Annotated in this window: 18 protein-coding genes; 13 read left to right on the plus strand and 5 right to left on the minus strand. The window is 73.6% G+C overall.

Annotated features, from left to right (window positions below):
• Window positions 1-2: 2 nt before the first annotated feature.
• Window positions 3-1,289: a CaiB/BaiF CoA transferase family protein gene (locus tag ABTY61_RS29740; protein WP_350508195.1), complete on the minus strand. Its 1,287-nt coding sequence runs from the start codon at window positions 1,287-1,289 to the stop codon at window positions 3-5.
• Between the two features lie 184 nt (window positions 1,290-1,473).
• Between ABTY61_RS29740 and ABTY61_RS29745 the strand changes: the two genes are divergently transcribed.
• From ABTY61_RS29745 to ABTY61_RS29765, 5 genes are all read left to right on the plus strand, one after another.
• Window positions 1,474-2,064 carry a GNAT family N-acetyltransferase gene (locus ABTY61_RS29745; RefSeq protein WP_350508196.1) on the plus strand — a complete coding sequence of 197 codons (591 nt, stop codon included), beginning with the start codon at window positions 1,474-1,476 and terminating at the stop codon, window positions 2,062-2,064.
• Between the two features lie 126 nt (window positions 2,065-2,190).
• The gene (locus tag ABTY61_RS29750) at window positions 2,191-3,174 is read left to right on the plus strand and encodes a hypothetical protein (RefSeq protein WP_350508197.1); all 984 of its coding nucleotides are present in this window, start codon (window positions 2,191-2,193) and stop codon (window positions 3,172-3,174) included.
• Entirely contained in the window at window positions 3,171-4,439 is a 1,269-nt protein-coding gene (locus tag ABTY61_RS29755) for a sensor histidine kinase (RefSeq protein ID WP_350508198.1), read from the plus strand. The genes ABTY61_RS29750 and ABTY61_RS29755 overlap by 4 nt, the downstream gene beginning before the upstream one ends.
• Window positions 4,436-5,125: a response regulator gene (locus ABTY61_RS29760; protein WP_350508199.1), complete on the plus strand. Its 690-nt coding sequence runs from the start codon at window positions 4,436-4,438 to the stop codon at window positions 5,123-5,125. The genes ABTY61_RS29755 and ABTY61_RS29760 overlap by 4 nt, the downstream gene beginning before the upstream one ends.
• 169 nt (window positions 5,126-5,294) lie before the next feature.
• The gene (locus ABTY61_RS29765; RefSeq protein WP_350508200.1) at window positions 5,295-5,978 is read left to right on the plus strand and encodes a Pr6Pr family membrane protein; all 684 of its coding nucleotides are present in this window, start codon (window positions 5,295-5,297) and stop codon (window positions 5,976-5,978) included.
• A gap of 22 nt (window positions 5,979-6,000) precedes the next feature.
• Here the strand turns inward: ABTY61_RS29765 and ABTY61_RS29770 are convergent, their stop codons facing one another.
• Window positions 6,001-6,417 (minus strand): toxin Doc, encoded by a 417-nt coding sequence (locus tag ABTY61_RS29770; RefSeq protein WP_350508201.1) that lies wholly within the window; start codon window positions 6,415-6,417, stop codon window positions 6,001-6,003.
• Between the two features lie 28 nt (window positions 6,418-6,445).
• Window positions 6,446-6,658: a hypothetical protein gene (locus ABTY61_RS29775; RefSeq protein WP_350508202.1), complete on the minus strand. Its 213-nt coding sequence runs from the start codon at window positions 6,656-6,658 to the stop codon at window positions 6,446-6,448.
• A 269-nt stretch (window positions 6,659-6,927) separates the two neighbouring features.
• Here ABTY61_RS29775 and ABTY61_RS29780 point away from each other — a divergent pair, with 269 nt between their 5' ends.
• Entirely contained in the window at window positions 6,928-8,376 is a 1,449-nt protein-coding gene (locus tag ABTY61_RS29780) for a S41 family peptidase (protein ID WP_350508203.1), read from the plus strand.
• 3 nt (window positions 8,377-8,379) lie between these two features.
• Here the strand turns inward: ABTY61_RS29780 and ABTY61_RS29785 are convergent, their stop codons facing one another.
• The gene (locus tag ABTY61_RS29785) at window positions 8,380-9,987 is read right to left on the minus strand and encodes an ABC-F family ATP-binding cassette domain-containing protein (RefSeq protein WP_350508204.1); all 1,608 of its coding nucleotides are present in this window, start codon (window positions 9,985-9,987) and stop codon (window positions 8,380-8,382) included.
• Between the two features lie 540 nt (window positions 9,988-10,527).
• Between ABTY61_RS29785 and ABTY61_RS29790 the strand changes: the two genes are divergently transcribed.
• The 4 genes from ABTY61_RS29790 (at window position 10,528) to ABTY61_RS29805 (ending at window position 15,017) form a co-directional block, all read left to right on the plus strand.
• Window positions 10,528-11,733, plus strand: a complete 1,206-nt coding sequence (locus ABTY61_RS29790; RefSeq protein ID WP_350508205.1) for a trypsin-like serine peptidase — start codon at window positions 10,528-10,530, stop codon at window positions 11,731-11,733.
• 150 nt (window positions 11,734-11,883) lie between these two features.
• Complete coding sequence (locus tag ABTY61_RS29795) at window positions 11,884-13,521, plus strand: ABC-F family ATP-binding cassette domain-containing protein (protein WP_350508206.1); 1,638 nt, start codon at window positions 11,884-11,886, stop codon at window positions 13,519-13,521.
• 120 nt (window positions 13,522-13,641) lie between these two features.
• Window positions 13,642-14,316 carry a nitroreductase family protein gene (locus ABTY61_RS29800; RefSeq protein ID WP_350508207.1) on the plus strand — a complete coding sequence of 225 codons (675 nt, stop codon included), beginning with the start codon at window positions 13,642-13,644 and terminating at the stop codon, window positions 14,314-14,316.
• Window positions 14,317-14,414: 98 nt separating this feature from the next.
• The gene (locus ABTY61_RS29805; RefSeq protein WP_350508208.1) at window positions 14,415-15,017 is read left to right on the plus strand and encodes a GNAT family N-acetyltransferase; all 603 of its coding nucleotides are present in this window, start codon (window positions 14,415-14,417) and stop codon (window positions 15,015-15,017) included.
• Between the two features lie 16 nt (window positions 15,018-15,033).
• On the opposite strand, the gene ABTY61_RS29810 is transcribed toward ABTY61_RS29805, so the two are convergent.
• On the minus strand, window positions 15,034-15,987 hold the full coding sequence (locus tag ABTY61_RS29810) for an aldo/keto reductase (RefSeq protein WP_350508209.1): 954 nt from the start codon (window positions 15,985-15,987) through the stop codon (window positions 15,034-15,036).
• 455 nt (window positions 15,988-16,442) lie between these two features.
• On the opposite strand from ABTY61_RS29810, the gene ABTY61_RS29815 reads away from it, so the two are divergent.
• The 3 genes from ABTY61_RS29815 (at window position 16,443) to ABTY61_RS29825 (ending at window position 20,293) form a co-directional block, all read left to right on the plus strand.
• On the plus strand, window positions 16,443-17,057 hold the full coding sequence (locus tag ABTY61_RS29815; protein ID WP_350508210.1) for a choice-of-anchor C family protein: 615 nt from the start codon (window positions 16,443-16,445) through the stop codon (window positions 17,055-17,057).
• Window positions 17,058-17,273: 216 nt separating this feature from the next.
• Complete coding sequence (locus ABTY61_RS29820) at window positions 17,274-18,785, plus strand: carbohydrate binding domain-containing protein (RefSeq protein WP_350508211.1); 1,512 nt, start codon at window positions 17,274-17,276, stop codon at window positions 18,783-18,785.
• Between the two features lie 104 nt (window positions 18,786-18,889).
• Complete coding sequence (locus ABTY61_RS29825; RefSeq protein ID WP_350508212.1) at window positions 18,890-20,293, plus strand: SDR family oxidoreductase; 1,404 nt, start codon at window positions 18,890-18,892, stop codon at window positions 20,291-20,293.
• The last annotated feature ends 2 nt before the right edge of the window (window positions 20,294-20,295 follow it).

Genomic DNA, 20,295 nt, shown 5'->3' on the forward strand with positions numbered 1-20,295 from the left:
CGCTACTCCCCTTGTTCTGTCGCGGGGTCGGATGATTCGGTGCCGGAGCCGGAGCCGGTGCCGGAGCCCACGGCCTCGACGTCGGCGTCGGCGTCGGCGTCGGCGACCTCGGCGTCGGTGACCTCGGCGTCGGCGACCTCGGAGCCGGGCAGCGGAACGCCCCAGTCCCGGGCCACCTCGGCGGTGTCCGCGCCCGGCCGGGCCGGCGGGCGGCGCAGCGCCCCGGGGGTGGCGGAGAAGCGCGGGGCGGGGGCGGGCTGGGTCACACCGTCCACCTCGACGTACGTTCCACGCGCCAACAGGTGTTCCTCATCAGCGGCTTGACGCATCGTCAGCACCGGCTCCACGCAGGCGTCCGAGCCCGCGAAGACGGCCTCCCACTCCCCCCGGCTCCGGGTCGCGAACCGGGCGGCGATCAGGGCGCGCAGTTCGGGCCAGCGGGCGAGGTCGTACTGGCCGGGCGCGTCCGGGCCGAGCTCCAGCAGCCGGGCGAACTCGGCGTAGAACCGGGGCTCCAGGGCGCCCACCGCGAGGTGCCCGCCGTCGGCGGCCCGGTAGACCGCGTAGAACGGAGCGCCGCCGTCCAGCAGGTTGACGCCCCGGCGGTCCTGCCAGTGGCCGGCCGCGAGCAGGCCCCACAGCATGCTGCCGAGGTGTGCCGCGCCGTCCACGATCGCGGCGTCGACCACCTGGCCGGCGCCGGTGGCGCGGGCGTGGTGCAGACCGGCGAGCAGGCCGACCACCAGGTAGAGCGAGCCGCCCGCGTAGTCGCCGAGCAGGTTGGCCGGGATCCCGGGCGGCGCGTCGGCCCCGCCCGGCCCGGCGACCAGCCCGAGCACCCCGGCCACCGCCGCGTACCCGAGGTCGTGCCCGGCGGTGGCGGCCCGCGGACCCTGCTGGCCCCACCCGGTCATCCGCCCGTACACCAGGGCCGGATTGCGCGCGAGGCACGCCTCCGGGCCGACCCCGAGCCGCTCGGCCACGCCCGGCCGGTAGCCCTCGATCAGCAGATCGGCCCGCTCGACCAGGTCCAGCACCAGGCCGGGCCCCTCGGGCGACTTGAGGTCGACCAGCACCGACCGCTTGTTCCGGTTGGTGAGGTCGTACGCCGGATCCGTTCCGAGCGGCGAGGGGTCCGGGCGGTCCACCCGCACCACGTCCGCCCCGAGGTCGCCCAGGAGCATGGCCGCGAACGGCCCCGGACCGATCCCGGCGAGCTCGACCACCCGCACACCCGCCAACGGGCCCGGACTGCGTCCACCGGCCGTCGGACTGCTCGTGTCACGCACTGGCTGCAGAACCCTTCGGGGTTTGACAGTAAAGCTGTAACACTCGCGATGATAGGGAAGCGACCCGTCGGTAACAAGACCTCGGCGGCGACGGGCCCGGCTCTCGCGCGACAACGGACGGGCACATGTCGGCGTAATGGCCTATCGTGCATTCGGACCATTACGCACGACAGGGGGAACCGTCATGACCGCCACCGACCTGCCCGCCGAGCTGCCCACCGACCGGCCCGCCACCGACCGGCCCGCCACCCGAACCACCGGCGGTCGCACCGTCGTCGCCGTCTCGGAGCGGCTGGTGCTGAGCCGGCCGCAGGAGGGGGACGCCGAGGCGATGTTCGCGATCCACGGGGATCCGGAGACCAACCGGTACAACCCGGACGGGCCCCAGCGGGACATCGCGCAGGCGCGGAAGCAGCTCGCCGGGTTCGTGGCGGACTGGCCGCGGGACGGCGTGGGGTACTGCATGGTGTCGACCCGGGAGGAGCCGGAGCTGATCATCGGGGTGGCCGGGCTGTTCCTGCACACGCTGGACGGGGAGTCGGTGTTCAACCTGTACTACCGGTTCCGGCCGTCCGCCTGGGGCAAGGGGTACGCGGCCGAGGCGTGCCGGGCGGCGATGGCGGAGGCGCTGCCGCGCTTCCCCGGGATTCCGGTGACGGCGCTGATCAGGGCGGACAACCTGCCGTCCCGCCGACTGGCCGGTCGGCTCGGGCTGGTGGCGGACCCGGACGGGCGGGTGGACCACGAGGACCGGCTGATCCACCGGATGGCCTGAGGCCGGTCCGACGACTCCCGCCGCGCGCCCCCGGCCGGGCAGGACCCGAAGATCCCCCGCAGGAGGGAGCGGGATCGCCCCCGGGGCGGAGGCCGGGAGCCGGGCCGCGGCGGCAGCGTAGGGGGCATGAGGCACAAAGAAGACGTGGTGCGGGGGGTGGCGGCCGGAATCGCGATGGCCGCCACGGTGCCCTATCTGACGCTGAAGCTGCTGTGGCTGGCCGGCTCCCACGTGGGCGCGCGCGACGCGAAGGCGCTGGACGGCCTGTGGACGCTCAACCTCCTCACCTTCGGCATGGACGTGATCGCGCTGCTGCTCGCGCTCGCCTTCGTCCGGCCGTGGGGGCGGCGGCTGCCCGCCGGGCTGGTGGCGGTCCCGATGTGGGTGGCGAGCGGGCTGCTCGGGACGATCATGGTGGTGGTCCCGCTGGACCTGCTCGGCTCGCTGGTGCTCGGCGCGGAGCACCGGACACCGGCGCAGCAGGCCGACGACGGCCTGGCGGGGTGGGTGTACGCCGTGGTCTACGGCGGCTTCGGGGTGCAGGGCGCCGCCCTGTTCACCGCGTTCACGCTGTACGCCCGCCGACGCTGGGCGGGCCTGCTGCGCGGCCGGATCGGCGACCTGCCCGACTCCCCCACCCGCAATGTGCAGCGGGCCTTCGCCGTGGTGGCCGCGCTGATCGCACTGGGGGTCGCGGCGGCCCGGGCGTACTGGGCGGCGGGCGGGCGGGTGGGGCTGCCGCTGCGGATGGCCGAGGAGTACAACCGGTCACTGGTCACGATGGACGCGGCGACCGCGGTGACGGCGGTCGCCACCGCACTGGCCCTGCTGGTGCTGGTCTTCCGGATCGGGCCGCGGCGCCGGCTGCGGCTGCCGCTGCTGGTGGCCTGGACCGGCGCGGGCTCGCTGTTCGGCTGGGGCGGCTTCCTGCTGGTGGCGTTCGGGACCTCGACGACGGTGCCGGACCTGCCGCGGGCCGTGCCGGGGTTCCTGGCCCTGGTGGAGGCCGGGCAGTTCACCGCCGGGGTCCTGACGCTGGCCGCGGGCGCGGTGGCCCTGACCGAACGGGGAGCCGGGCCCGGCAGCGCTGACGTAGAGTCACCCGGGTGAGCACGGGGGGCGGGCGGATCCGGCGGGCGGGAGAGGCGTTGTTCGGGCGGCGGGCCCGACTGCGCTGGGTGCATCTGGTGCTGGGCGGCGCGCTGCTCATGCCCTACTACCTGCTGTCGGTGGTCGCACTCGGGGCGCTCAACCCGAACCAGGGGCACACGCGCCAAGTCCTGCTGCAACTCCTGGGGTTGTTCACCTCGCTGCCGATGGCCGCGATCACCGCCCTGGTGCCGACCGTACGGGGACTGGAGGGCGCGGCCGCCCGGGCACTGTGCGCGGTGGCCAGGCCGGAGGAGCTGGCCACCGGGCCGTCCCGGTCCTGGGCGGCCCGGTGGCGCACCTCGCTCTTCTTCGTGCTGCACCTGTTCGCCGGCGGGGTAGTCGCCGGGATGACGCTGGCCGGGGCACCCTTCTCGGTGGTGCTGTTGTTCGGCCTCCTCGGCTCCGAGGACCTCGCCGGCTACTGGACGGATCGTTTCCCCGACTGGGTGTTCACCGGCCCCGCGCTGGGCCTGGCCGTCCTGCTGCTGATCGTCGGCAGCAACGCCGGCTGCGGCGCACTGCTGGCCCGCTGGGCACCGAGGCTGCTGGGCCCGACCCCGGAGGAGCGGCTGGCCGCCGCCGAACGGCGGGCCACCGTGCTCGCCCAGCGCAACCGGCTGGCCCGGGAGCTGCACGACTCGGTCGGGCACGCGCTCAGCGCGGTCGGCATCCAGGCCTCGGCGGCCGCCCGGGTGCTGCGCACCGACCCGGACTTCGCCGAGGAGGCGCTGCGCGCGATCGAGGAGACCGCGCGCGGGGCCGTCGCCGAACTGGACACCGTGCTGGGGCTGTTGCGCGAGGAGGAGGACGGCGCCGCCGGTCCGGCCGGGCCCACGCTGGCCGGGCTGGACGACCTGCTGCGCCAACTCGCCCGCACCGGCGTGACGGTGGACGCCGAGCTGGCGCCCGGCCTGGGCACGCTGCCCGCCGAGGTCTCCCGCGAGGCGTACCGGATCGTGCAGGAGGGCCTGACCAATGTGCTGCGGCACGCCGGGCCGGCCCCGGCGGGACTGCGGGTCGGGCTGGACACGGGCCGACTGGAGATCGAACTGACCAACCCGCTGGGCCCGGCCCGCCCGAGCCGCCCGGGCGGCGGGCGCGGGCTGCGCGGGATCGGGGAACGGGCGACGGCCCTGCGCGGCGGAAGCACCGTGGGGCCGGACGAGGACGGAACGACGTGGCGGCTGGCCGTGTGGCTGCCGCTGGGAGGGACCGGGGGATGAACGACGGCAACGGCTCGGGGAACGAGCCCATCCGCGTGGTGATCGCGGACGACGAGCGGCTGGTCCGGATGGGCCTGCGGGTGGTGATCGACGCCGAACCGGACCTCTCCGTGGTCGGCGAGGCCGCCGACGGCGCCGAGGTCGTCCCGCTGGTGCGCGAACTGCGCCCGGACGTGGTGCTGATGGACGTCCGGATGCCCGGCATCGACGGGATCCGGGCCACCGAGCAGCTGGTCGGCGGGATGGCCGAGCCGCCGCGGATCCTGGTGGTCACCACCTTCGAGCACGACGACCATGTGTACGACGCGCTGCGCGCGGGCGCGGCCGGGTTCCTGCTGAAGCGGGCGCGGGCGGAGGAGATGGTGCAGGCGGTGCGGCTGGTCGCGCGCGGGGACTCGCTGCTGTTCCCGGCGGCGGTGCGCGAACTCGCGCTGCGGCACGGCGCGGACGGCCGACGGGAGGCCGCCGCGGGCCGGGGGCCGATCGGGCGGCTCACCGAACGAGAGGGCCAGGTGCTGCGGTTGATGGCCACCGGGCTCAACAACGGGGAGATCGCACGGCAGTTGGTGGTGAGCCAGGAGACGGTGAAGACCCACGTCGGCAGCGTGCTGGCCAAGCTGGGCGCCCGGGACCGGACCCAGGCGGTGATCGCGGCGTACGAGTCGGGGTTCGTCCTGCCGAGCTGACGGGCCGGGGTTCCGCGACGGGTCCGCAGCGGTTCCGACGCGGAGCCGCGGCGGTTCCGCAGCGGGAGTTCGTTCACGAGTTCCATCGGTGGGTACTACGGAGTAGAGTGCGACATTCCGCTCATCTGCCCGATACCTCCCGTATCGCCTGGAACGAACTGGTGGCCGCATGACCGTCCGGACCCGTCCCGCACTGTGGTGGCGCGCGGGCATCGTGCTCTCCGCGGGTCTCGGACTGACCCTCGGGGACGCGTCGCTCGTGTACTTCACCGTGCAGAGCAACGTCATCGTGCTCGGCTACTTCATCGGCGCGGTGTACTGGATGCTCCAACGCGACACCGTGGACGCGCCCGCACCCCGGCTGCGCGGGGCCGCCACGCTGTACATCCTGATCACCGGACTGGTCTCGCACATCCTGCTCCAGCACGGCGCCAGCCCGCTGCCCGGACTGGTCGGCGGGCCGGACCGGCTGGCGCACTGGTCCTCCTTCTTCCTGCACTACGTCACACCGGTGATGGTGCTGGTCGACTGGCTGGTGCTCAAGCCGCGCAACGCGTCGGCCTGGAAGGACCTCCCGCTGTGGCTGGCCTTCCCGCTCGGCTACGCGGCGATCGTGCTCGGCCGCAACGCGCTGTTCGCCGACTTCCCGAGGCCCTACCCGTACTTCTTCTTCGACCCGACCACCAAGGGCTACGGCTACGTCTGGGGCCAGATCGCCCAGCTGACGGTCGAGTTCGTGGTACTCGGCGCCGCCGTCGTCGGGCTGGACCGGCTGGGAACGCTGGTCGCGGACAGGTTGAGGCCCGCCCGGGCCGAGGCGCAGGCAGAGGCACAGGAGCAGGAGCAGGCGTAGGCGTAGGCAGTCGCGGCCGGCCTCAGATCCGCCAGGAGCGGATCCGGTCGGCCGCCGCGTACACGTCCGCCCGGCCCTCGGCGACGTCCCGGGCCAGCTCGACCAGCGCGCCGTACGGCGGGTCGATGCCCTCCCCGGCCGCGTGCATGTACGCGGCCGTCGTCATGCAGGCGTACAGGTTGTTGCGCACCGGGAGCGGGCGCAGCAGCACGATGGTGTGCATCAGGGTGGCCGCGCACCAGGCCGGGTCCGCGTCGTGGCCGAGCTGGGCGGTGTTCACCCGGTGCCGGGCCACGGCGGCCTGCAGCGCCGAGTAGTCCCGCACGCTGAGGTCCTCCGGGGAGGCCCGTTCCTGCACGTCGAGCAGCCAGCGCAGGTCGACGTGCAGCAGCGTCACGTCCTCGCCGCCCGCCGGGCCGTGCCCCTGCGGCCCGGACACCACACCGGGTCCACCCGCCTCAGGCGCCTCACGCCGCGGGGGCGTCCTCCGGGAACGCGGTGTCGAACTCCGCCCGGTGGTCCTTCCAGAACGCCACCGCGTGGTCCACGAACACCCGCCGCTGCTGCTCCCGCACGCTGAGGTCGTGGACGTACGCCTTCACGCTCTTGCCGTCCGCGGCGGCGGCCTCGCGGATCGCGGCGAGTTCGTGCTCCGTGTACTCGATGTTGAGCGCAGGCATGTCGCCGATGGTACTGCAGTGCACGGCAGTTGGCAGGGCCGTGACGGATTTCCACCCGCCGTCAAAAGGGTTTGCCGTCCATCCCTCCCGAGACGGTTCGGCCTGGTGTGCGAGTACGCCCGGAGGAGGGTACGGGGGCGGCGCGTCGGATGACGCCCCGGCGGCCCGGGCGCCCGTAGCGTCGGGAGCACGGCGGCGGAGGGGTTCCGCGGGGGAGGCCGGAAGCTCGACGGAGGCCGAGGATGGAACACGGTCGGCGGAGGCCGGACATGAGGCACCGGAAGATCGGCAGGGCTGCGGCCACCACGAGGGGGCTGGCGACGACGGTGGCGCTCGCGACGGTGATCGGGACGGTGACCGGGACGGCGGCGGGCACGGCGGCCGCCGAGGGGCGGCCGGGAGGTCCGCTGACGGGCGTCTGGCGGATGGACGGCTACGGCACGGTGGTCGCCATCGACGGGGGCCGACTGACCACCTACGACGTGACCGCGCACAGCTGCGTGCCCGGCTGGATCACCGCGACACAGGCCGGCCCGCCCGGGCCGGACGGCACCGTCCGCTACGTCATGGGCACCAACGCGGTGACCCTCACCCCGAAGGGCCGCGACCGGCTGGTCGACCGCGAGGAGGGCGGGGTCGGCACCAAGAACCTGAACCGGATCCCCGCGCTGCCGGCGCTGTGCACCACCCCGGCACCGAACGACCCGCTCGCGGTCTTCGACCGGTTCTGGGAGGACTTCGCGGAGAACTACCCCTTCTTCGCCGCCAAGGGGATCGACTGGCGCGCCGTCCGGGACGAGCAGCGACGACGGATCACCCCGGCGACGACCACCGAGCAGTTGCAGGAGGTCCTCGTCGACATGCTCCGGCCGCTCGGCGACGCCCACACCGGGCTGGCCCGGATCGTCGACGGGCAGCCGACCGGGGTGTTCGGCGGGCGGCGGCCCGGCTCGACGGTGCGCACCAAGGAGCTGACCACCCGGGCCGGAGAGGCCGTCGCCGCCCAGCTCACCGGCCCCGAGCAGCTCTTCGCCGGCGGGAAGCTCGGCGTGGGCCGGCTTCCCGACGACGTCGGCTACCTGCGGGTGGGCAGCTTCGACGGCTACACCGACGGCGACTACCGCAGCCAGGTCGCCGAGCTGGACAAGGCGTTGGACGCCCTGTTCGCCGATCCGGACGGGCTCACCGCACTGGTGCTCGACGTCCGGCTGAACGGCGGCGGCTCGGACGCGCTCGGGCTGCACATCGCCGCCCGGCTCACCGACCGCCCGTACCTCGCCTACCGGAAGGTGGCGCGCAACGACCCGGCCGACCCGGCGAAGTTCACCCGGCCGGTGCCCGTCCCCGTGGAGCCCTCGGACGGCGAGCACTTCACCGGGCCGGTGGCCCTGCTCACCTCCTCGATCTCGGCCAGCGCGGCGGAGACCTTCACCCAGGCGCTGATGGGCCGCTCCCCGCACGTGACCCGGATCGGCGAGAACACCCAGGGCGTCTTCTCGGACGTCCTGATCAAGCCCCTCTCGCCGGACTTCGCGGTGGTCCTACCGAACGAGGAGTACCTCACCCGCAGTGGCAGCACCTTCGACGGCCCGGGCATCGCACCGGACCTCCGGACCCCGGTCTACAGCCCCGAGGAGCTGGCCGCACTCAAGGACTCCGCCCTGAGCACGGCCCGCCGGGTGCTCGCCCGGGACGCCGGGGGTGACCTGCGGCGGTAAGCCCTACATCGGATCCACCGCCCTCAGTTCGCCGTCCAGCTCCAGCCACCTGGTCAGCCCCAGGCCGCGCAGGAACGGCAGGTCGTGGCTGACCACGATCAGCGCGCCCTGGTAGGCGGCCAGCGCCTGGGTGAGCTGGCGGACGCTGGCGAGGTCCAGGTTGTTGGTCGGCTCGTCGAGCAGCAGCAGCTGCGGCGGCGGGTCGGCCAACAGCAGGGCGGCCAGTGTCGCCCGGAACCGCTCGCCGCCGGACAGCGTGCCGACCTGCTGTTCGGCCCGGGCGCCCCGGAACAGGAAGCGGGCGAGCCGGGCGCGGATCGCGTTGTCCCCGGCGGCGGGGGCGAACCGCTTGACGTTCTCCACGATGGTGAGTCCGTCGTCCAGCAGGTCGAGCCGCTGCGGCAGGTGGCGCAGCCCCTCCGGCGTGGTGATCTGCCCCTCCAATGGGGAGAGTTCGCCCGCGATGGTGCGCAGCAGCGTGGTCTTGCCGGAGCCGTTGCGCCCGACCAGGGCGATCCGCTCGGGGCCGCGCAGGTCGAGGTCGACGGTGGCACCGAAGGGCAGCCGGACCTTCTGCAGGGTGAGCACGGTGCGCCCGGCCGGCACCGCGGTGCGCGGCAGGTCGATCCGGATCTCGGCGTCGTCGCGCACCGCCTCCTCTGCGGCGGTGAGCCGGGCCTTGGCCTCTTCCAGGCGCTCGGCGTGCATGCCGGTGAGCCGGCCCGCCGTCTCCTGGCCCTTGCGCTTGAGCATCCCGGCGAAGATGTGCGGGTCGTTGCGGGTGACCGAGCGCTTCTTGCCGTAGCTGGCGCTGCGGTCCAGCCTGGTGCGGGCGTCGACCAAGTCCCGCTTCTGGCGCTGGACGTCGGCCTCGGCGTTGCGCAGCAGCCGCTCGGCCGTCTCCTGCTGGGCCGCGAGGGTGCGCTCGTAGGCGTCGAAGTTGCCGCCGTACCAGGTGACCCCGCCGTCCCGGAGGTCGGCGATCTGGTCGACGTGCCGGAGCAGTTCGCGGTCGTGGCTGACGATCACCATGACGCCCTGCCAGCCCGCCACCGTCTCGTAGAGCCGCTCGCGGGCGGCCCGGTCGAGGTTGTTGGTGGGTTCGTCGAGCAGCAGCACGTCGGGGCGGCGCAGCAGCAGGGCGGCCAGCCGCAGCAACACGGCCTCGCCACCGGAGAGTTCGCCGGTGGTGCGGTCGAGGCCGAGGCGCTGCAGGCCGAGCCGGTCGAGGGTGGCGCGGGCGCGCTCCTCGACGTCCCAGTCGTCACCGAGGGCGTCGAAGTGCCGCTGGTCGGTGTCGCCCGACTCGATGGCGTGCAGGGCCTCCCGGGCGGCCCGGATGCCGAGCGCCTCGTCGACTCGCAGGTCGGTTTCGAGGGTGAGGCCCTGCGGCAGGTAGCCGAGTTCGCCCGCGACCCGGACGGTGCCGCCGGTGGGGGTGAGTTCGCCGGCGATCAGCCTCAGCAGGGTGGACTTGCCGGCCCCGTTGAGGCCGATCAGTCCGGTGCGGCCGGGGCCGACGGCGAGGTGGAAGTCGTCCAGGACGGTTTTGCCGTCGGGCCACTCGAACGCGAGCTCGGTGCAGAGGACGGCGGTGGTGGGTTGTGCCATGCAAGGCCTCCCGGGTGGTTGCTGAAGGGGTGATGAGCAACACGGGGAGACACCGCGGGTGCGGACCGGGACGGCCGGAGGACGGGACGGCGCGATGACGCGCCACGGGGCCGTGACTGAGGTCGCACACTCGCACGCCACGCGGCAGGGACGACAACTGCGGCAGCAATCAGGGCTGCGGCAGCGGGGCCTGCGTGGCGGGGGCGGTGTCCCGGGACCTCAGTAGAGCAACGGCCTTCTCCTTGTCTGGCGGATGACGCGAACCACGCTAGGAGCCCCGCCGGACGCGTGCAACCGATTAACGCGGCCGCTCGCTCCGGCTGCTCCGGCCGGGGCCGAGCCCGGGGGTGAATTCGGTGACGGCAAAGCCTCCGTGCCGATCCGGTGCCGATCCGGTGACAGCCTCGTACCGGCCGGGGCCGCGTGTAAGGAGTTCCTTATCCGCATGGCAGACTCCTCACCTGCCATACCTGCGGCCCCTGGCGGCCGTACCCGAGGACCGGGCCGTATGGCGGAAGTCAAACAGGGGGATTTGAACTCATGTCACCGATATCCCGGCCGAGCCGTGCCGTCCTCGGCGCCTCCGTCGCCGCGCTGACCATGGTGGTCGCCACCGGCTGCGGTCCGGACAACAGCGACCCGGCCGGTGCCCAGACCGCCGCGCCGTCGGTCGCGGCCAGCGCCTCCGGGAAGCCGGGCGCGGCCCCGATCAAGCTGCCGACGATCGAAGAGCTGAAGACCTGGAAGCTCGAGGACTGGGACAAGTGGGCCCAGGCCAATGTGATCACCCCGGCGACCAAGGGCTACTGGACCCTGCAGAAGCTGCTGAACGCCAAGCCGAAGCCGCTGCCCCAGGCGCCCTCCCAGCCCACCGCGCAGCCGACCGCCCAGCCGACCAGCGCGGCCCCGGCCCAGCCCACCGCCGCCCAGCCGCCGACCGGCCCGGACCAGCTGCCCTCGGTGGTCGCCGCGAAGCCCGTGGCGCACCCGTTCCCGAAGAACATGCACGTCAACGGCAAGATCTTCTTCAAGGACGGCAACGACGACTACGTGTGCTCCGGCACCGTCGTCTCCGACCCGGCCAACCCGGGCAAGAGCAACCTGGTGTGGACCGCGAGCCACTGCCTGCACGGCGGCAAGGGCAACAAGTACTACACCGACATCACCTTCGCCCCGGCCTTCAACAGCAACGGCGTGCTGAGCAACGGCAACAAGGTGAAGTCCAAGCTCGACGACGCCGAGCCGTACGGCGAGTGGGGCGCGACCGCCGGCATGGTCTCCCCGCAGTGGACCCAGGAGGCCGACCCGGAGAAGGGCGGCCCGTGGAGCCAGTACGACTTCGGCATCATCAAGGTCGCCAACCCCGACCCGAACGGCAAGTCGCTGGAGGAGACCGTCGGCGGCTCCGTGCCGCTGTGGTTCAACGCCCCGCGCGACCAGATCGCCTCCGTCGCCAACTACGGCTTCCCGGAGGGCAAGCCGTTCGACGGCGTCGAGCTGGAGCACTGCGACGGCGGCAAGCCGGCCGCGAAGCCCGGTGACCCGAGCCGCCCGGCGATGCTGATGATCGGCTGCAACATGACCGGCGGCAGCAGCGGCGGCGGCTGGTACGCCACCAAGGACGGCAAGCCGGCCCTGGTCAGCGACACCTCCGTCGGCAACGGCGCCAACACCTACGAGGCGGGCCCCTACCTGGAGGACGTCGCGGCGCACATGTTCGACTACTTCTCCAAGAAGGCCAAGTGAGGCGCTGAGGAGTGATCCCGGGGGCCGCGGCTGCGACAGCCGCGGCCCCCGGGCGTTTCCGGCCCGCGGCCCGCAGGCGTTTCCGGCCTGCGGCCCCGGCCCGCGGACTTTTCCGGCTCGGGGCCCGCTCCTCCTACAATCGGCTCCATCATGAGCGCCACACTCGTAGTCAAGGACCTCGCCGCCGGCCACGGCGAACGCACCCTCTTCACCGGCCTGGACCTGGTCGTCGCCCCCGGTGACGTGATCGGCCTGGTCGGCGTGAACGGCGCCGGCAAGTCGACCCTGTTGCGGCTGCTGGCCGGCCTGGACACCCCGGAGGGCGGGTCGCTGCGGCTCAGCCCGGCGAGCGCCAACGTCGGCCATCTGCCGCAGGAGCCGGAGCGGCGCGAGGGCGAGTCGGTGCGCGACTTCCTGGCCCGGCGCACCGGCGTGGCGGCCGCCCAGGCCGAGCTGGACGAGGCCACCGAGGGCCTGGTCGAGGGCCGCCCGGGCGCCGACGATGCTTATGCGACGAGCCTGGACCGCTGGCTGGACCTCGGCGGCGCCGACCTGGAGGAACGGGCCGAGGAGGTGGCCGACTCGCTCGGCCTGAAGGTCTCCCTCGACCTGCCGATGACGGCGCTCTCCGGCGGCCAGGCCGCCCGCGCGGGCCTGGCCTCGCTGCTGCTCTCCCGCTACGACGTGTTCCTGCTGGACGAGCCCACCAACGACCTCGACCTGGACGGCCTGGAGCGGCTGGAGGCCTTCGTCAAGGGCCTGCGCACCGGCACCGTGCTGATCAGCCACGACCGCGAGTTCCTGGCCCGCACCGTCACCAAGGTGCTGGAGCTGGACCTGCACCAGCAGCAGGTCAACCTGTACGGCGGCGGCTACGAGGCGTACCTGGAGGAGCGGGCGGTGGCCCGTCGGCACGCCCGTGAGGACTACGAGGAGTACGCCGACACCAAGGCCTCGCTGGAGGCCCGGGCCCAGATGCAGCGCAACTGGATGGAGCACGGCGTCCGCAACGCCCGCCGCAAGAGCGGCGACAACGACAAGAACGCCAAGGCGAAGCGCACCGAGTCCACCGAGAAGCAGGCCTCCAAGGCCCGGCAGACCCAGCGGATGATCGAGCGGCTGGACGTGGTCGAGGAGCCGCGCAAGGAGTGGGAGCTGCGGATGGAGATCGCCGCCGCGCCGCGCTCCGGCTCGGTGGTGGCCACCCTGCGCGGGGCCGCCGCCAAGCGCGGCGACTTCGCCTTCGGCCCGGTGGACCTGCAGATCGACTGGGCGGACCGGGTCGCGATCACCGGGGCCAACGGCGCGGGCAAGTCCACCCTGCTGGCGGCGCTGCTCGGCCGGCTCGCGCTCGACTCCGGCAGCGCCGTGCTGGGCTCCGGTGTGGTGGTCGGCGAGGTGGACCAGGCGCGCGGGCTCTTCTCGGGTGGCGAGCCGCTGGCGGACGCCTTCGCGGCCGCCGTGCCGGAGCTCACCGAGGAGGAGGTGCGCACCCTGCTGGCCAAGTTCGGCCTCAAGGCGGTGCACGTGAGGCGCCCGGCGGGCACCCTCTCCCCCGGCGAGCGGACCCGGGCCGCGCTGGCGCTGCTGCAGGCGCGCGGGGTCAACCTGCTGGTGCTGGACGAGCCCACCAACCACCTGGACCTGCCCGCGATCGAGCAGCTGGAGTCCGCGCTCGGCTCGTACACCGGCACCCTGCTGCTGGTCACCCACGACCGGCGGATGCTGGACACGGTCTCGGTGAACCGGCGGATCGAGGTCCGGGACGGCCGGGTGCACGAGCTGTAGGCCCGGCCGCCGGAACACCCGCCCGCCCCGCCTGCGATCGGCCGCGCAGCCATGACGGCCGCTCCGGGAATTGGTCTCTACCTCTTCCCGGAGCGGCCGTCATGTGCTGTGCTGTCGCCCATGGTTGACAGCGCAGTGGCAGGGACGCCGTACCCGACCGTCCCGCTCACCCCGATGACGGTGCCGGCCCACCAGGCCGAGGCCCGCAGCAAGGCCTTCCACGACGTGATGGCGCAGCGCCGGACCGTCCGCGACTACTCCACCCGGCCGATCCCCGACGGGGTGGTCGAATGGGCCGTCCGCACCGCGGCCACCGCGCCCAGCGGGGCCCACGTCCAGCCCTGGCGCTTCGTGGTGGTCACCGACCCGGAGCGCAAGCGGCTGCTGCGCGAGGCCGCCGAGGCGGAGGAGCGGGAGTTCTACGGCCACCGGGCGTCCGAGGAGTGGCTGGCCGCACTGGCGCCGATCGGCACCGACTGGCACAAGCCGTTCCTGGAGGACGCGCCGGCCGTGATCGTGGTCTTCGAGGTGCACAAGGGCCCCGACTCGCCGCGCCCGTACTACACCAAGGAGTCGGTGGGGATCGCGGTCGGGCTGCTGCTGGCCTCGCTGCACCAGGCCGGGCTGGCCACGCTGACCCACACGCCGAGCCCGATGCGGTTCCTCAACGAGGTGTGCGGGCGCCCGGCGGAGGAGCGCGCCGCCTACGTGATCCCGGTCGGCTACCCGGCCGAGGGCGCGCGCGTGCCGGACCTGCGGCGCAAGGAGCTCGACGAGGTGATGGTCCGGCTCTGACGCGCCGGGGCGCGCCGCTCGCTCCCCCGCCGACCGGCGGGCCCGGATGCGCCCCCGTCCGGATGTGGCAGGTCCTGGCCAAGGACATAATCGCCGCCATGAGCCCCGCACTGCCGCAGTCCTGCGAGCCCGTCCGGGCCGCACCCGAGGTGACCACCGGGCGGCCGCCCGAGCTGCTGCGGCTGCCCGGCGGCCTCGCGCTGCACCGCCGCCGCAGCACCCACGCACCGGCGCTGAACCGGGCCGTCCGCGACAACCTGGAGCACCTGCGGCCCTGGCTGGAGTGGGCCGGCGAAGCCCCCAGCAGGGCCCGGACCGCCGAGCTGACCCGGGCCGGCACCGCCGCCTGGGAGGCCGGGACGGACTTCATGTACCTCGCCGAGCTGGCCGAGGCCCCCGGCCGGGTGGTCGCCGCCCTCGGGCTGCACGGGCGGATCGGCCCGGGCGCGCTGGAGATCGGCTACTGGGTCGCGGCCCGGCACGTCGGCCGCGGCATCGCCACCGCCGCGGCCGGGGCGCTGACCGAGGCCGCGCTGGCGCTGCCCGGGATCGCCCGGGTGGAGATCCGCTGCGACCAGGCGAACGGCGCCAGCGCGGCCGTCCCGCGCAAGCTCGGCTACCGGCTGGACCGGGTCGCCGAGGCCGCCGTCCGGGCTCCGGGCGAGACCGGGCGGCAGCTGGTCTGGGTCATGGAGCGGTAGGACCCTCCGGAACGGCTCAGTACCGCCCGCCCGTCGCGGCCGGCAGGGCGTCCAGCTCGGCCAGGTCGGCCGCCGAGAGCTCGAGCGCGGCCGCGCCCACGTTGTCCTCCAGGTAGCGCGGCGTCTTGGTGCCCGGGATCGGGAAGACGTACCGGCCCTGCGCCAGCGTCCAGGCCAGCGCGACCCGCGCGGGGGTGGCGCCGATCCGCTCGGCGATCTCCCGGACCTTGGCGACCAGCGCCAGGTTCGCCTTCAGCGCGTCCTGCTGGAAGCGCGGCAGGTTGCGGCGGAAGTCGTCCTCGGGCAGCTCGTCGAAGGAGGAGATGCTGCCGGTCAGGAAGCCCCGGCCGAGCGGCGAGAAGGGGAGGAAGGCGATGCCCTGCTCCTCGGTGTACGGCAGCACCTCGGCCAGCACGTCCCGGGTCCACAGCGAGAGCTCGGACTGCACCGAGGCCACCGGGTGCACCGCCTGGGCCCGCCGGATCTCCTCCACGCCGACCTCGGAGAGCCCGATCCGACGGGCCTTGCCCGCCCGGACGGTCTCGGCGAGCGCGCCCCAGGTCTCCTCGATCGGGACGGCCGGGTCGACCCGGTGCAGCTGGTAGAGGTCGACGTGGTCGGTGCCGAGCCGGCGCAGGCTGTCGTCGATCGAGCGGCGCACGTGCCCGGGGCTGCCGTCGCGGTCGTGCTGGCCCCCTCCGCCCGGGACGATGCCGACCTTGGTGGCGAGGAAGGCGCGCTCGCGGTACCGGCCGGACAGCGCGGCGCCGACCACCTCCTCGTTGCTGAACGGGCCGTAGACGTCGGCGGTGTCGATCAGGGTGACGCCGAGCTCCAGCGCCTGGTGGACCACCCGGACGGACTTCTCGTCGTCCCGGCTCCGGACGTCGTAGGCGTGGGTCATCCCCATGCAGCCGAGGCCGATGACGCCGACCTCGGGGCCGTCGGTGCCGAACGAGGCGGTGCGCATGACGGTGCTCCGATCTCTGGTGGCGGCCTGCCACGTTCCGGCCTGCCGCGTTCCGGCCTGCCGTGGTGCCGTGGTGCCGCAGTGGATCAACGCGTCCAGCTTCCCCCTTGGAGTGCACTCGAGGTCAAGTCTCCGCCCCGGTACGGTCATCGGACCGCAGCGCGGCGCGAACGGGGCGCGCGGCTCCGGTTTCACCACCGGGCCCCCGTACCCGGCCGTCGACCCCGTGGTTCGCCCCCGGAGCGGTCCGCCCGGGCCCGGTGGACGTCCCCGCCGCCAAACCGGCGCGCGGGGGCCCGGCGGCGGGCTCACCGCGCCACGGGGCGCCGCCGGTCCGGTCTTGGCACGGCTCACCGCGACGGCCGACGCTCTGTCCGCGGCCGATCAACCCGGCCCGCCACCACGGGAGGCGACCGAGGACGTCGCCTGCCACCACCCACCTCGGGGAGGAACCCATGTCGCTCTCGCGCACCCGCGCCGCCGCGCTCGCCCTGGCCGTCACCGCCGCCACCGCACTGGCCACCACCAGTCTCGCCGCCCCGGCCCAGGCGGCCGGCGGGAAGCGCACGTTCAGCCACTTCGACGACGGCAGCTTCGAGTCCCCCAAGATCCCGGCGAACAGCTTCACCGAGCCGGTGGCCGGCCAGAGCATCGGCCCGTGGCAGGTCACCAGGGGCAGCGTCGACCTGATCGGCGCGGGCTTCTGGCAGGCCGCCGAGGGCGACCAGTCGGTGGACCTCAACGGTGCCGACAGCGGCACCATCGCCCAGACCTTCACCACGACCCCCGGCGCCACCTACTCGGTGAGCTACGCGCTGGCCGGCAACCCCGGCGGCGGACCCGCCCTGCGGACCGGCCGGGTGCTGATCGACGGACAGGACTTCCAGGACTTCTCCTTCGACGTGACCGGCAGGACCCGCGCCGCCATGGGCTACGTCGGACGGCAGTTCAGCTTCGTCGCGTACAACTCCTCGACCACGCTGACCTTCGAGAGCACCGTGCGGGGCCCCTTCGGGCCGGTGCTCGACGACGTCCGGGTGAAGGAGTGCAAGTCCTGCTGCGGCGGCTGACCGACCGACCGCCGGGCCGTCCTTAAACCCTCCCTAAAACCTGCCCTCGGAAGGCTTCCGGAAGCCGGGAAGTGCTTGACGTGCACAGCTGGTCTAGTCCAGTTTGATCCTCAGCACCGCGCTCCTCCCGCACCGGACCAGCCCCCATGCTGCCGCCCGCCCCGCGTCTCCCCCCCTTCGCGGCGCGGGCGGCCCCACGTCCCGAGAGGCACCCCCATGCCCAGCGCGCCCCAGCACGCCCCCACCCTCCGCCGCCCCGCCGGCCGGACCAAACTGCTCAGCCTCGCCGCCGCCACCGTGCTCGCGGCCGGCGGCCTCGCCACCCTCGCCGGGAACGCCGGCGCGGCCGACGCCGACCTGCTCGCCAACGGCGGCTTCGAGAGCGGCACGCTCGACCCCTGGAGCTGTTCCGCCGGCACCGGAAGCATCGTCAATTCCGGCACGCACAGCGGCAGCTACGCGCTCAAGGGGGCGGCGAGCGCGAGCGACACCGCCCAGTGCGGCCAGACCGTGAGCGTCCAGCCCGACACCACCTACACCCTCAGCGCCTGGGTGCAGGGCCAGTACGTCTACCTGGGCGCCACCGGCAGCGGCGTCACCGACCCGGCCGTGTGGACCCCCGGCGGCGCCGACTGGCAGCGGCTGTCGGCCAGTTTCACCACCGGGCCGAGCACCACCAGCGTCAACGTCTACCTGCACGGCTGGTACGGGCAGGGCGCCTACCTCGCCGACGACGTCACGCTCACCGGCCCCGGTGGGGGCGGCCCGTCCACCCCGCCGACCGGAACACCCACCGGATCGCCCACCGGCACACCCACCGGCGGCCCGAGCACCCCGCCGCCGAACGTCGCCCTGCCCGTCGCCCCGTACATCGACATGGGCGCCTGGCCCACCCCCTCCATGCCCGACATGGCCAAGGCCGGCGCCGTCAAGGGCTACACCATGGGCTTCGTCACCGGCGTCGGCTGCAAGGCCAGCTGGTTCAACGCCTATGACCCGCGCAGCGGTTGGGCCAAGGACCAGGTCGACGCGCTGCGCGCGGCCGGCGGCGACGTCAAGCTCTCCTTCGGCGGCGCCAGTGGCACCGAACTCGCCGCCGCCTGCACCTCGGTGGACTCACTGTTCAACCAGTACGACGCGGTGGTCAACGCCTACAACCTGCGCTACGTCGACTACGACATCGAGGGCGCGGCGATCGCCGACACCGCCTCCAACGACCGCCGCTCCGCCGCGCTCGCCAAACTCCAGCAGGCCCACCCCGGCCTCAAGGTCTCGCTCACCCTGCCCGTCCTGCCCGAAGGCCTGACCAGCGAGGGCGTCGCCATCGTCAAGTCCGCCCGGGACGCCGGGGTGAACCTCGACCTGGTCAACATCATGGCGATGGACTACTACCGCTCCGGCAGCGACTACGGCAACGCCGCCGTCCAGGCCGCCCAGGCGACCTTCGGCCAGCTCAAGTCGCTCTACCCGGCGAAGACCGACGCCCAGCTGTGGGCCATGGTCGGGGTCACCCCGATGATCGGCGAGAACGACGACCACCAGATCTACAACCAGGCCGCCGCCCAGCAGTTGGTGACCTTCGCCCAGCAGAACCACCTCGGCCTGCTCGCCTTCTGGGACGCCACCCGGGACGCCAACGCCTGCACCGGCGGCTCACTGGCCAAGTGCACCAACATCCCGCAGCAGCCGTACGAGTTCGCGAAGATCTTCGGCCGGTACGCGGGCTGACGGTACGACGTGCCATCGGGCCGACGGCCCGGATTAATTGGCATCCCATCCTCCCGGACCGTCAACTACAGTCCCTCCCACCTGTACGGAACGAGGGGGCGGACATGACGGTCCGGGACGACCACAGACAGCTGACCACCAACACCGCGACCAGCGAAGCCGCCTGCGCGGCAGGCCTCACCCCCGAGGAACTCGGCGCCTTCAGCCGCACCCTGGGCCGGCTGCGCGGCCTCCCCTCCCACGACCGCACCCGGCTGGCCGCCGAGCGCCAGCTCAGCTCCTTCGTGATGGAGAGCCGCAAGCGCCGCCGCCAGGAGGCCAAGGAGGCCGTCCGGCAGGCCGACGACGAACTGCTCGCCGCCACCGCGACCGGCGCCCGGCAGCGCCGCGAGGACGCGCCGCTCGCCCCCGCCGGAGGGCCGGTCGGCGAACTGCTCGTCCCGCGCAAGTGCTACGTCTGCAAGCAGCAGTACCGCCGGGTCGACGGCTTCTACCACATGCTGTGCCCGGACTGCGCGGCCGACAACACCGCCCGCCGCGACCTCTCCACCGACCTGCGCGGGCGGCGGGCACTGCTCACCGGCGGACGGGTGAAGATCGGCTTCCAGCTCGCGCTGATGCTGCTGCGGGACGGCGCCGAGCTGATCGTCACCAGCCGGTTCCCCCAGGACACCGTCCGCCGCTTCCGCGCCGCCGAGGGCAGCGGGCAGTGGTGGGAGCGACTGACCGTGGTCGGCATCGACCTCCGCGACCCGCGTCAAGTCCTCGGTCTGACCGAGCAGTTGCGCGCCGACGGCCGGCCGCTGGACATCCTGGTCAACAACGCGGCGCAGACCCTGCGCCGCCCGCCGGAGTCCTACGCCCTGCTGGCGGCGGGCGAGTCCGCGGCCCTGCCGGGCGCCGAGCGCCGGGCGATCACCCACGCGCCCGGATTCCGGCCGGCGGCCATCTCGGGCCAACTCCCCTCCGGGGCCGGGTCCCTGCTGGACCTCACCGACGAGGCCGGACTGCTGCCCGACCTCGCGCCCGCCAACTCCTGGTCCGCCACGCTCGGTTCGCTCGACCCGGCGGAGCTGCTGGAGACCCAGCTGGTCAACGCGCTGGCCCCGGCGCTGCTCTGCGACCGGCTGCTGCCGCTGCTGCTCGCCTCCCCGCACCCCGCCCGCTACATCATCAACGTCACGGCGGTGGAGGGCCGGTTCGCCGTCCGCAACAAGACCGCGCGCCACCCCCACACCAACATGGCCAAGGCCGCGCTCAACATGCTCACCCGCACCAGCGCCGCCGAACTCGCCCCGCAGGGCGTGCACATGTGCGCCGTCGACACCGGCTGGATCACCGACGAGAACCCGGCGCCCAAGAAGACCCGGATCGCCGCCCGGGGCTTCCGCACCCCGCTGGACATCGTGGACGGCGCGGCCCGGGTGTACGACCCGATCGTGCGCGGCGAGGCCGGGCGCCCGGTGTCGGGAGTGTTCCTCAAGGACTACCGGGTCGCGGAGTGGTGACG

Origin of the sequence: Kitasatospora sp. NPDC096128 (assembly GCF_040303105.1) — a bacterium.
In the GTDB taxonomy this organism is placed as follows: Bacteria; Actinomycetota; Actinomycetes; order Streptomycetales; family Streptomycetaceae; genus Kitasatospora.